An 11,461-nucleotide genomic window follows, 5' to 3' on the forward strand; every position below is an offset into this window, starting at 1 on the left:
GCGCAGGTTCCGACCATCCGGCCCGGAACGGGGGCGCCGCCGGGGCCGCGCCCCGCAGGACCTGCCGCGCCCGACGGGCCGGCGATGGGCAGGGCGCGGGGCTGATGCCGGCCCCGGCCGTCCAGCCGCTGGAACATGCCCTGCTGGCGCGGGCGATCAGCGCCTGCAGCTTCGACCTGATCGCGCAGCCGATCGTCGCCCTGCAGGGTCCGAACCTTCGCCGGGAATACGAGGTGCTGGTCGAGCTGCGGCTGCCGGACGGGGCGCTGCTGCCCACCTCGGACGCGGTCCAGCAGGCCGAGGGTCAGGGGCTGATGCCGGCGCTGGACCTCGCCATCGTGGCGCGCGTCCTCGGCCATGCCGCCGATCTGGCCGCGCATCCCGAGGTGGACCTGTCGATCAACCTGTCCTCGGTCACCGTCAGCGGTGCCGGCGGCGACGGGGTCGAGGCAATGCTGCGCGGCTCGGGCGTCCCGCCGCAGCGGCTGCAGTTCGAACTGACCGAGAGCGCGGCCCTGTCGGCGCCGGACCGGGCCTGCGACCTGCTGGCCCGGCTGCGGCGGATGGGCTGCCGGATCGCGCTGGACGATTTCGGCACCGGGCGGTCGAACTTCTGGCGGGCGCGCAACCTGCCGGTGGACTGCCTGAAGCTCGATGGCAGCTTCATGCGCGACTGCCTGCAGCCGGGCAGCCACGACCAGCTGATCGTGCGGCAGGTGCGGGACTATGCGGCGAAGGCCGGGATGACCGTCGTCGCCGAACAGGTGGACCGGCCGGACCTCGTGCCCGCGCTGGCGGCCGAGGGCATCGACAAAGCGCAGGGCTTCGCGCTCGGTCAGCGGATGCCGCTGGCGGCGGTCTTCGGCTGAGGGGCGTCTCTCCTCGCGCCGAAGGGCCGGCAGATCGTATCCTCGTCCGCCAGCCCATTCGCCGGCCGCGGCTGCTACCAACGAGTCTCGCGCGGCGCTTCGCAGAAGCTACGTCAGCGAGATTGAGGGCGCGCTCGATCTCAGGTCCAGCTTTCCCCAATCGCCTTCAAGGAAATGCCTCTCGTTAAGCCAAACGAAGGCGTCAATATTTCCAAGATCGGCTTCTTCGCTCGCGTCAAAGAAAACAGCCCAACGCTTCACGCTCAAGCACACCTCTCGTGGCGCCGCAAAACGTATTTCGCCCATCTTATAGCAATGGCGCTCGTCGGCTGCGGGTGGCGAATACTTGGGATGCCCCATCAGCAGTGCGAGCTCGACTCGAATGCATACTCCTTCGGGGCGACAAGAGATTTCCAGAACATAGCTCTCTTCCAACAGCAGTTCCGTAAAGCCGGGCAGTTCGTGATAGGGGCACCAGTCGGTATGGGAGTCGGTGGTCATCTCGTGCTCCCAGGGTGGTCATGCCTCCAACTTCTCGCTTCGATCGGTGGCTTGGCCTTTGAAGTGAGCCTTGTTCAATTTATGTAGTTCTTCGGGTACTCTAACTCAATAACGCGCCCTGAATTATCGTAGTCAAGATAGAACAAGAAGGTCATGTTTTCATCGTAGCCTAAGACGCCGTCCCCATCCACTTGCAGCAGCGTCAATATCTCCTCCATTCCCAACGGGCGATCATAATTGATCATTCCTATTTCACGGGTGAGCCGGATGAGGGAAAAGTAGCGCGCGCGTGTGAGCTGTCGGATTGCAACGTTTGTGAGCGCAGTCGCCAGAATGGACGGTGAAGCGCTTTCCAACGGTGTGCCCTGTGAAAGCACCACATAGATCTGTTGCGATGGGGCAAGGATCTTGGATGGCTCAGGAAATGCCTTCCGAAATACCGCCAGCGGAATAAACTTTCCACGCGCTTCGCCAATCCTGGCCAAGGCCGCAAGGACGCGTTCCTCTGGGGCGCGGCTCACCCCGCCCGCTCCTCTGCCGCCACCGCGCGGTTGCGGCCGCCGCGCTTGGCGGCGTAGAGCGCGCGGTCTGCCCGCGCGAACCAGGCCTCGGCGGTCTCGCCCCGCCGCAGTTCCGCGACGCCGAGGCTGATCGTCGGCGGTTCCAGCCCGATCGCCGGGATCGGCTGGCCGGCCACCGCGGCGCGCAGCCGTTCGGCCAGCGCCATCGCGGCCTCCTGCCCCGTGTCGGGCAGCAGCAGCGCGAATTCCTCGCCCCCCACCCGGCCCAGGGCATCGGTGCGGCGCACCTGCGCCGTCATGCTGTCGACGACGGCGCAGAGGACCCTGTCGCCCGCCGGATGGCCATAGGTGTCGTTGATCCGCTTGAAATGGTCGATGTCGACAAGGATCAGGCTCGCCGTCCGCACCGCCTCGGCAGAGGCCGCGTCAGGGGCCGGTTCGCCCGCGACCGCCGCCTCGACCCGGTCCTGAAAGGCGCGGCGGCTGAGCGCGCGGGTCAGCCCGTCGCGCCGCGCGGTCTGCCGCAGTTCCATCTGCGAGACGACGACCCGCGCGAAGTTCTGCAGCACCTCGGCCTCCTGCGGGGTGAAGCTGCGCGGGCGGGTGTCGAAGACGCAGAGCGCGCCGACGTTATAGCCGTCGGGCGTCATCAGCGGCGCGCCGAGATAGGAGCGCAGCCCCGGCCTGCCGGTGACGAAGGAACTGGTCACGAAGCGCGGATCGGTCAGCGCATCGGGCACCTGCAGCGGTTCCGCCGTGCGGATGGTGTGGGTGCAGAAGGAGTCCGCCCGGTCGCAATCGGGCATGTCGAGGCCGGCCGAGGCCTTGACCGTCTGGCGGTCGGCGTCGATCAGGGTCACGGCGGCGAAGTCGGTGCGGAAGACCGTCTTCACCAGCGCGACGATGTCGTCGAACTCCTTCTCGGACGGGGTGTCGAGGATTTCATAGCGGTGCAGCGCGGCCAGGCGGCCGGATTCGTCATCCGGCTTGAAGGTCGAGAATTTCGCCATCAGCGCGTCTCCAGCGCCGCGATCAGGTCGGCCTCATAGGTGCGCACCAGCTTGCCCACCACCTCGCGTACCGTATCGCGATCATTGCCCGCCGCCTGCAGCGCGGCGGCCAGCCCGACGAGGTTGGCGCAGTGGCGTTCCAGCACCGGCCGCAGATGCTCTGGCAGGTGGTCGCGCGAGGGAAGGCCGCGGGCCAGCTCCTCTTCGACGACCTGTCGCGGATCTTCGGTCATTCCTCACCTGTCGGGTTGCTGTCGGTCTCGCGGGCGACCCTGCCGCGATCGACCGCCGGTGCCAAGACGAAAGCAGTCCCGCCTGCGAACCGGCGCGGCCGCCCGCCGGTCGCGTCGGCCGGCCTTTGCCGACGCGCGGCCCTCGGCGCTTGCGCTGGTCGCGACTGACCCGTCACCGGCGCGGCGGTCAGACGAAGACGGTCTGGTTCCGCCCCAGATGCTTGGCGCTGTACAGCGCCTTGTCGGCGGCCTTGTAGGCGGCGGGAAAGCCGGTCGGATCCAGCGCGAGGCAGCTGCCGCCGATGCTGGCCGTGATCTCGATCTCTTGTCCGTTGACCAGATACTGGCCCGAGACGCCCTTGCGCAGCCGGTCCGCCAGACCGTAGCCGTCATGGGCATGCGTCAGTTCGATCAGCACCGCAAATTCCTCGCCGCCCCAGCGGGCGACGAAATCGCAGATGCGGATATTGTCGGCCAGGCGGCGCGCGAATTCCTTCAGCAGCCGGTCGCCGGTGTCATGGCCATAGGCGTCGTTGATCCCCTTGAAATGATCGATATCGACGATGACCAGCGCCATCGACCGCCGTTCCTCCTCGCTGAGGCTGTCGACCATGCGCATCAGCGACCGGCGGTTCGGCAGGCCGGTGAGCGGATCGGTGCTGGCCTCGCGGTCCAGCTCGCGTTCGCGGCGGGCCCGGCGCAGTTCGGTCTCGAACAGCCGGCCGAACAGGGCGACCGTGGCGATGTTGGAGGAGATGCGGAAGATCAGCCAGTTCGACAGCTCTGTTCCCGCCATCGGCAGCGCAAGGATCGCCGGCAGGCTGACGATCAGGCCCAGCGTGATCCAGCTGGTCCAGGGGCGCTGCGCCACGTTGCGGGTGGTGAAGGCCCAGATCCCGGCGCCCATCGTCACCAGCAGCATGAAGGCGATCCCGGTCAGGGCGCCGTCGCCGCCGATCGCCAGCCGGGTCGCCGCCGAGAGGGCGAGCATGACCGCCATCGAGATCGGCCCACCGAAGGCCGCGGCCATGCCCACGAACAGGTTGCGCGCGTCCAGCTGGAACCCGTCGACGGCCATGTAGGGCTGCAGCATGGTGACGCTGGCCGCCAGGCCGAGCACTGCGCCTGTCGCCATCTGCCGCAGCCAGTCGCTGCGCAGCGACCGCTGCGCGTGGCTGAACACCACCGTACAGAGGCACAGCAGGCCGATGGCATGGACAGCAGTGATCAGCACATCCTGGGTCATGCCTTCAGACTATGGCCGGCTGCATGGCGAGACTATGGCAACAAGCGGCCTTTGCCGGGGTTTTGCGTCCGTTCGGCGGACGGGGCGCGCCCGTCTCAGATCCCGTCCCGCCCGGGGCGCAGCAGCGACTGCACGGTGTAGACGAGGATCGCGAGCCCCACGGCGCCGATTCCGGCCACCGCCAGCAGCACGATCACGTCGATCGGGCCGCCGATGTCGCGCAGGCCGGAATGGGTGACCCGCAGGACGAACAGCACCGCCGCCACCGCGCCCACCGGCATCGACAGCTGCGCCAGCAGGAACTTGCGCCAGGAAATGGCGCGGTCCCGGATCAGCACGAACAGGTAGGCCAGCGTCACCGCGGCGGCCACGGCGACCATGACCCAGAACAGGCTGCGCCCGAAGATCTCTTCGAAGACCGCGATCATCGTGCCGTATGTCAGTTCCTTCATCGTCGCCTCCTCAGGCCCGGCCGCGCAGCATGGCGTTGTAGGTGGCCTTCAGCGCCACTTCCTTCATCAGCCAGCTGATCCACAACTCCTCCAGCGGCGCGATCACGCCCGGGAAGCTGGGGACGAGGTTGTTGTTGTAGTCGAACTCCACCAGCATCGCCCGGCCCACGCGGGTGATCAGCGGGCAGGAGGTATAGCCGTCATAGCTGGCCGTGCCCTCGCCCCCGGCGATGGCGGCGACCAGATGATCCTCGACCACCGGCACCTGCCACTTGACCGAGGCCGCGGTCTTGCCCTTGGGCACGCCCGCGACATCGCCGATGGCGAAGACCTCGGGAAAGCGCAGATGGCGCAGCGTCTTCTGGTCGACCTCGGCCCAGCCCTGGTCGACCCATTTGTCGGCCCAGGACAGGCCGGACTGGCGGATCACCTCGGGCGCGCGCTGCGGCGGGATGACATGCAGGTAGTCGTAGTCCAGCTGCGTGTCCGAGCGCGTCTCGACGCCCGCCGCGTCCCGGGTCACGGTGGCGAAGGTCGCGCGCCGCGTGCCCGGGTCGATGGCGGTCAGGGTGTGGCCATAGTGCGTGGCGATGCCGCGTTCGCCGAACAGCATGCGCACCTTCTCGGCCACGATGGGCACCGAGAACAGCGCGGCCTGCGGGCAGGCATAGCGGATCTCGTGCTTGCCGGGTGCGGCCCGCTGCGCGATGTCGTCGATCAGGAAGGTGTGCTTCAGCGGCGCGCCCGCGCATTTCATCTCGGTCGCGGGGCGGGTGAACAGCCCGACGCCGCCCTCTTCCGCGTAGCGGCGCGCCGCCTGCCAGGTCTTCGCCGCCGCATCCGGCCCGCCATAGAGCGCACCGATGCCGTTCGAGCCGATCAGGTCGGTGGAGAAGCCCTCGATGGCGCCGTAATCCAGCACCAGCCCGGGCGCGAGCACGAGGAAGTCGTAGTCCAGCCGCTGGCCCGAGGCGGTGGCGACCGTCCGGGCGACCGGGTCGATGGCTGCGGCGGGTTCGGGGATCAGGGTCACGCCCCGGGGGAGCCAGTCCGCCGTCCGGCTGACCACATAGGCCGGCGGCTTCAGCCCCGCCGCCACCAGCGACAGGCCCGGCTGGTAGAGGTGGTCCGGCCGCGGGTCCAGCAGCGTGATTGTAGCGCCGTCGAGCCGCTGCACCAGCCGGTTGGCCAGCGCGGTGCCGCCGGCCCCGGCCCCGATGATGACGATGCGGGCGCGGGTGGCCTGTGCGGCGACAGGCGCGGCGCCACCGGCCCCCACCGCACCCGCAGCGGCCCCCAGCCCCGCCAGCGCCAGAAAGCCGCGGCGCGAGGCATGCAGCCCCCGGTCCTTGCTCATCCCCGATTCCTCCCGTCGGACAGACATATTCGTTGGATCGAATACATCTTGCCGGCCGGGGACGCATTGACCTGAATCAACCCGGGTGCGGGGGTGGGCTCAGGCCTCGATGACCTGCTGGGCCAGGTCGGGCGTGCCCAGCATATCCTCCAGCGTCAGCGACTCGAAGATCACCAGATAGGACCAGAACACCTCGGCAAAGACCCGGCGAATGCGGCAGGTCGCCTCGTCGGTGCAGTCGTCGCAGCGCTGATAGGCCCGGCGGGAGAGGCAGGGCAGGGGGGCGATCGGGCCGTCGATGGTTCGCAGCAGTTCGGAAATCGAGATCTCCGCCGGCTTCTTGATCATGCTGTAGCCGCCCGACCGCCCCCGGATCGAGGCGATGATGCCGGCATTGCGCACGTCCAGAAGGATGTGTTCCAGAAACCGCTTCGGTGTGCCCGACCGCTTGGCGATCACCTCGATGGTCAGCGGCTCGGGCCGGTCGCGCGCCGCCTCGTCGGCGAGGACCAAAAGCGCCTTGAGCGCGTACTTCATCTTCTGGGTGATCATGGCCGAAGGCTAACCATTCCCGGCCGGAGAATCAAAGATGCGAATGACGCTCGCCCGGTCCTGCCCCGGGGACCCCTCCGCGCGCGGCCGGCCGATGTCGCGTCGCTGTCACCTTCCGGGGTGCCCCGCGACGGAACCGCGCGCCGGCTGCGTATTTCCAGTTAACGGAGCGATGACCATGTAAGCTGGCGCCCGTCAGCGGAGGCCGCCACATGAAACGACGCCACCTTCTTGCCCTGACCGCCGTCGCCGCGCTCGCCGCCGCCGGCTGGTTCGGCTGGCAGCGCCTGTCGGGGTCCGCGACCCCCGCCGCGCCGGCCACCGCCGCCGTCACCCGGGGCACCGTCGAACGCAGCGTCCTGGCGACCGGCGTGATCGAGGCGGCGCAGCTCGTTTCGGTGGGCGCGCGGGTGTCGGGCCAGATCGAGACGCTGGCGGTCGACCTTGGCGACCGGGTGCAGGAGGGCGAGCTGATCGCCCAGATCGACGATGACGATCAGGTGAATGCCGTGCGGCAGGCCGAGGCCGAGATGCTGCAGCTGCGCGCCCAGATCAACGCGCAGAAGGCCTCGATCCGGCAGGCCGAACTGGCGGTGGAACGGGCGCGGACGCTGAACGAGCGCGCGTTGTCCTCGACGGCGGATCTGGAAACCGCCGAGGCGGCGGTCGCGGTGGCCAATGCCGACCTCGCCGCGATCGAGGCGCAGGTGTCGCAGGCCGAGGTGACGCAGGCCTCGGCCCAGACCGAACTGGACCGCACGCGGATCGTCGCGCCGATGACGGGGACGGTGGTGGCGGTGGTGACCAAGGAAGGCACGACCGTCAACGCCAACACCTCGTCGCCGACGCTGGTGAAGCTCGCGAACCTCGACACGATGGTGGTGAAGGCCGAGATTTCCGAGGCCGACGTGGTGTCGGTGACGCCGGGGCTGCCCTCGACCTTCACGCTCTCGGGCGCGCCGGACCTGCAGTTCGACGCGACGCTGCGGGCGCTGGAGCCCGCGCCCTCGGCCATCGTCGACAGCGACACGATCTCCACCGACACGGCGATCTATTACAACGCGCTTCTCGACGTGCCGAACCCGGACGGGATCCTGCGGATCGGGATGACGGCGCAGGTGACCATCGTGCTGGACCGGGCGGAGGACGTGCTGACCGTGCCGGTGGCGGCACTGGGGGCGCGGCAGCGGGGCGGACAGCGTGCCGTGACCGTCTATGACCCGGCGACCGGCGCGCGGGCGGAACGGCTGGTGCGCGTGGGGCTGACGACGACGACGATGGCGGAAATCACCGAGGGGCTGGAGGAAGGCGAGCAGGTCGTGCTGAACGCCGGCGGCGCGGGCGCCGGTGGCGCCGGCGGGTCGCGGATGCGGCCGCCCGGCATGATGCGCGGCTTCTGAGGGCGCGCGGATGGATGGAACCGCCACCCGCGCCGACGCGGCCCCGGCTGCGGCGGCGGGCGCAACCGGCGCCCCGCTGATCGAGCTGCGCGACATCCGCCGCAGCTTTGCCGCGGGCGACCAGACGATCGCCGTGCTCGACGACATCGACCTGAAGATCTGGCCGGGCGAGATGGTGGCGATCATCGGCGCATCGGGGTCGGGGAAGTCCACGCTGATGAACATCCTCGGCTGCCTCGACCGGCCGAGTTCCGGCCGCTACCTCTATGACGGGCGCGACGTGGCCGGCATGGACGAGATCGACCGCGCGCGGCTGCGGCGGGCGCATTTCGGCTTCATCTTCCAGCGCTACCAGCTGCTGCCCGACCTCGACGCGCTGTCGAATGTCGAGGTGCCGGCGATCTATGCCAACGCGCCCCGCACGGCCCGGCGCCGGCGCGCGGGCGATTTGCTGGGGCGGCTGGGGCTGGCCGACCGGACGGACCACCGCCCCGGCGCGCTGTCGGGCGGCCAGCAGCAGCGCGTGTCGGTGGCCCGCGCGCTGATGAACGGTGGCGAGGTGATCCTGGCCGACGAACCCACCGGCGCGCTCGACACGAGGTCGGGGGCGGAACTGCTGGACCTGCTCGAGGATCTCAACCGGCGGGGGCATACGGTCATCGTCATCACCCATGACCCGAAGGTGGCCGAACGCGCGCATCGGGTGGTGGAAATCCGCGACGGGCATATCGTGGCGGACAGCCGGCCCGAACCGCCCGCCGCCGCCTCCGCCGCCCTGCCGGACCCCGCCGCGCCCGAAGGCCGGGGGCCGCTGGCGCAATGGGGGCGGATGGCAGAGGCCTTCCTGATGGCGGTGCGGGCGCTGAACGCCCACCGGCTGCGCAGCTTCCTGACGATGCTGGGGATCATCATCGGCATCGCCTCGGTCGTGTCGGTCGTGGCTTTGGGACAGGGCAGCCAGGAACGGGTGCTGTCGAACATTGCCTCGCTCGGCACCAACACCATCTCTGTCCGGCCCGGCACCGGCTTCGGCGACCGCAGGGCGGGGGCCATCGACACGCTGGTGGCGGCGGATGCGACGGCGCTGGCCGCGCAGGGCTTTGCCGCCTCGGTCAGCCCCGAGATCAGCACCACCGCGAATGTTACCCGCGGGCGGGTCACCACCTCGACCCAGATCCGGGGCGTGTCGGGCGACTATTTCGACGTGGGCGGGTTCACCGTGTCGGACGGGGTCACCTTCGGGCCCGAGTCGGTGGCCTTGCGCGAACAGGTGGCGGTGCTGGACAGCGACGCGGCCGAGACCTTCTTTCCCGACGGCGAAGAGGCGGTGGGCGGGGTCATCAATGTCGGCAGCGTGCCGTTGCGGGTGATCGGTGTCGTGACGGAAACCAGCGCGGGCTTCGGCCCCGATCAGGTGCGGGTCTTTACCCCCTATTCGACCGCCGGGCTGCGCATCACCGGGTCGGACCGGCTGAACTCAATCACCGTCCGGGTCCGGGACGATTTCGACATGGGCGAGGCCGAGGCCGAGATCGACAGGCTGATGCTGCAGCGGCACGGGACGAAGGACTACTTCCTGTCGAACAGCGACACGATCCGCGAGACGATCACCTCGACCACGCAGACGCTGACCTTCCTGATCTCGGCCATCGCGGTGATCTCGCTGCTGGTCGGCGGCATCGGGGTGATGAACATCATGCTGGTTTCGGTCACCGAACGGACGAAGGAGATCGGCGTGCGCGTCGCGGTGGGGGCGCGGCGGTCGGACATCGTCGCGCAGTTCCTGATCGAGGCGGTGCTGGTCTGCCTGCTGGGCGGCATCCTCGGCGTCGGGCTGGCCCTGGCCGGGGGCTGGGCGCTGAACGAGGCGCAGGACACGGTGACGCTCAGCTTCTCGACGATGGTGATGTTCTATGCCTTCGCGGCCTCGACGATGATCGGCATCACCTTCGGCTATCTGCCGGCGCGGTCGGCGGCGCGGCTGGACCCGGTGGTGGCGCTGACCCGGGAATAGGCCGATGTCGAATGGGCGACGGGCAGCGGCGGTTTACGCCGCCCGCCCGAGTGCCTAGATTGGCCCGGTCACGACCGAGGTTTCCATGTCCGATGCCGCCCCCGGCTATCAGGTCCTTGCCCGCAAGTACCGCCCCGCCACCTTCGCCGACCTGATCGGGCAGGAGGCGATGGTGCGCACGCTGAAGAACGCCTTCGCCGCGGACCGGATCGCCCATGCCTTCGTGATGACCGGGGTGCGGGGCGTCGGCAAGACCACCACCGCCCGGATCATCGCCAAGGGGCTGAACTGCACCGCGCAGGACAAGCCCACGACCGAGCCCTGCCTGACCTGCGACGCCTGCCGCGCCATCGCCGAGGGCCGGCATGTCGACGTGATGGAGATGGACGCCGCCAGCCGCACCGGCGTGAACGACATCCGCGAGATCATCGACAGCGTCCACTACCGGGCCGCCAGCGCGCGCTACAAGGTCTATATCATTGACGAGGTCCACATGCTGTCGAACAGCGCGTTCAACGCGCTGCTGAAGACGCTGGAGGAACCCCCCGCCCATGTGAAGTTCATCTTCGCCACCACCGAAATCCGCAAGGTGCCGGTCACGGTGCTGTCGCGCTGCCAGCGGTTCGACCTGAAGCGGATCGAGCCCGAGGTGATGATCGCGCATCTGGAGCGGATCGCGGGGCTGGAGGGCGCGCGGCTGGCGCCCGACGCGCTGGCGCTGATCTCGCGGGCGGCGGAAGGATCGGTGCGCGACGCGATGAGCCTGATGGATCAGGCCATCGCCCATGGCGCGGGCGAGACGACGTCCGAACAGGTGCGGGCGATGCTGGGGCTGGCCGACCGGGGCCGGGTGCTGGACCTGTTCGACCTGATCATGCGCGGCGATGCGGCCGGGGCGCTGACGGAACTGGCCGGGCAATATGCCGACGGCGCCGATCCGATGGCGGTGCTGCGCGATCTGGCCGAGGTCACGCACTGGATTTCGGTGGTGAAGATCACGCCCGAGGCGGCCGAAGACCCCACGATCCCGCCCGACGAACGGATGCGCGGGCTGGCGCTGGCGCAGGGTCTGGGGATGGGTGCGCTGAGCCGGACCTGGCAGATGCTGCTGAAGGCGCTGGAAGAGGTGGCGCAGGCCCCGAACGCGATGATGGCGGCGGAAATGGCGGTGATCCGCCTGACCCACGTGGCCGAACTGCCGGACCCGGAGAAGCTGCTGCGCCGTCTGGCCGAGGCGCCGGCGGGCAGCGCGGCGGCCCCGCGCGGCGGGGCGCCCGCCGGGGGTGCCGCGGTCCATGCCGCGCCG

The 11,461-nt window shown here is 69.3% G+C and carries 12 protein-coding genes; 4 read left to right on the forward strand and 8 right to left on the reverse strand.

Annotation, left to right across the window (positions count from 1 at the left end; translation table 11 throughout):
• Positions 1-104 precede the first annotated feature (104 nt).
• A complete protein-coding gene (locus EEY80_RS05085) occupies positions 105-869 on the forward strand; it encodes an EAL domain-containing protein (protein ID WP_126975482.1) in 765 nt (254 codons plus the stop codon).
• A gap of 108 nt (positions 870-977) precedes the next feature.
• Here the strand turns inward: EEY80_RS05085 and EEY80_RS05090 are convergent, their stop codons facing one another.
• The 8 genes from EEY80_RS05090 to EEY80_RS05125 all read right to left on the reverse strand — a co-directional run bounded on the left by EEY80_RS05090 (position 978) and on the right by EEY80_RS05125 (position 6,741).
• Positions 978-1,370, reverse strand: a complete 393-nt coding sequence (locus EEY80_RS05090) for a hypothetical protein (RefSeq protein ID WP_126975483.1) — start codon at positions 1,368-1,370, stop codon at positions 978-980.
• Between the two features lie 74 nt (positions 1,371-1,444).
• Positions 1,445-1,891 carry a hypothetical protein gene (locus EEY80_RS05095; RefSeq protein WP_126975484.1) on the reverse strand — a complete coding sequence of 149 codons (447 nt, stop codon included), beginning with the start codon at positions 1,889-1,891 and terminating at the stop codon, positions 1,445-1,447.
• On the reverse strand, positions 1,888-2,901 hold the full coding sequence (locus tag EEY80_RS05100) for a sensor domain-containing diguanylate cyclase (RefSeq protein ID WP_126975485.1): 1,014 nt from the start codon (positions 2,899-2,901) through the stop codon (positions 1,888-1,890). Before EEY80_RS05100 ends, EEY80_RS05095 begins: the two co-directional genes overlap by 4 nt.
• Complete coding sequence (locus EEY80_RS05105) at positions 2,901-3,134, reverse strand: hypothetical protein (RefSeq protein WP_126975486.1); 234 nt, start codon at positions 3,132-3,134, stop codon at positions 2,901-2,903. Before EEY80_RS05105 ends, EEY80_RS05100 begins: the two co-directional genes overlap by 1 nt.
• Before the next feature lie 187 nt (positions 3,135-3,321).
• Positions 3,322-4,380, reverse strand: coding sequence for a GGDEF domain-containing protein (locus tag EEY80_RS05110; RefSeq protein WP_126975487.1), 1,059 nt, complete (start codon positions 4,378-4,380; stop codon positions 3,322-3,324).
• 95 nt (positions 4,381-4,475) lie between these two features.
• Positions 4,476-4,832, reverse strand: coding sequence for a DUF5368 domain-containing protein (locus EEY80_RS05115; RefSeq protein ID WP_126975488.1), 357 nt, complete (start codon positions 4,830-4,832; stop codon positions 4,476-4,478).
• A 10-nt stretch (positions 4,833-4,842) separates the two neighbouring features.
• A complete protein-coding gene (locus EEY80_RS05120; RefSeq protein ID WP_126975489.1) occupies positions 4,843-6,189 on the reverse strand; it encodes an NAD(P)/FAD-dependent oxidoreductase in 1,347 nt (448 codons plus the stop codon).
• Positions 6,190-6,288: 99 nt separating this feature from the next.
• Positions 6,289-6,741, reverse strand: a complete 453-nt coding sequence (locus tag EEY80_RS05125; protein ID WP_126975490.1) for an RrF2 family transcriptional regulator — start codon at positions 6,739-6,741, stop codon at positions 6,289-6,291.
• Between the two features lie 212 nt (positions 6,742-6,953).
• Between EEY80_RS05125 and EEY80_RS05130 the strand changes: the two genes are divergently transcribed.
• From EEY80_RS05130 to EEY80_RS05140, 3 genes are all read left to right on the forward strand, one after another.
• Complete coding sequence (locus tag EEY80_RS05130) at positions 6,954-8,141, forward strand: efflux RND transporter periplasmic adaptor subunit (RefSeq protein WP_126975491.1); 1,188 nt, start codon at positions 6,954-6,956, stop codon at positions 8,139-8,141.
• Positions 8,142-8,151: 10 nt separating this feature from the next.
• A complete protein-coding gene (locus EEY80_RS05135; RefSeq protein WP_126975492.1) occupies positions 8,152-10,155 on the forward strand; it encodes a MacB family efflux pump subunit in 2,004 nt (667 codons plus the stop codon).
• Positions 10,156-10,240: 85 nt separating this feature from the next.
• Positions 10,241-11,461 (forward strand): DNA polymerase III subunit gamma/tau (locus EEY80_RS05140; protein ID WP_126975493.1); only part of this gene is annotated, 1,221 nt, incomplete at its 3' end.

Origin of the sequence: Frigidibacter oleivorans, assembly GCF_003993775.1 — a bacterium.
Classification (GTDB): Bacteria; Pseudomonadota; Alphaproteobacteria; order Rhodobacterales; family Rhodobacteraceae; genus Frigidibacter; species Frigidibacter oleivorans.

Bases quoted from the DNA above. Each gene is read 5' to 3' on its own strand.
- EEY80_RS05085 (WP_126975482.1), top strand. From the start codon at position 105: ATGCCGGCCCCGGCCGTCCAGCCGCTGGAACATGCCCTGCTGGCGCGG.
- EEY80_RS05090 (WP_126975483.1), bottom strand. From the start codon at position 1,370: ATGACCACCGACTCCCATACCGACTGGTGCCCCTATCACGAACTGCCC.
- EEY80_RS05135 (WP_126975492.1), top strand. From the start codon at position 8,152: ATGGATGGAACCGCCACCCGCGCCGACGCGGCCCCGGCTGCGGCGGCG.
- EEY80_RS05105 (WP_126975486.1), bottom strand. From the start codon at position 3,134: ATGACCGAAGATCCGCGACAGGTCGTCGAAGAGGAGCTGGCCCGCGGC.
- EEY80_RS05120 (WP_126975489.1), bottom strand. From the start codon at position 6,189: ATGAGCAAGGACCGGGGGCTGCATGCCTCGCGCCGCGGCTTTCTGGCG.
- EEY80_RS05125 (WP_126975490.1), bottom strand. From the start codon at position 6,741: ATGATCACCCAGAAGATGAAGTACGCGCTCAAGGCGCTTTTGGTCCTC.
- EEY80_RS05110 (WP_126975487.1), bottom strand. From the start codon at position 4,380: ATGACCCAGGATGTGCTGATCACTGCTGTCCATGCCATCGGCCTGCTG.
- EEY80_RS05115 (WP_126975488.1), bottom strand. From the start codon at position 4,832: ATGAAGGAACTGACATACGGCACGATGATCGCGGTCTTCGAAGAGATC.
- EEY80_RS05100 (WP_126975485.1), bottom strand. From the start codon at position 2,901: ATGGCGAAATTCTCGACCTTCAAGCCGGATGACGAATCCGGCCGCCTG.
- EEY80_RS05130 (WP_126975491.1), top strand. From the start codon at position 6,954: ATGAAACGACGCCACCTTCTTGCCCTGACCGCCGTCGCCGCGCTCGCC.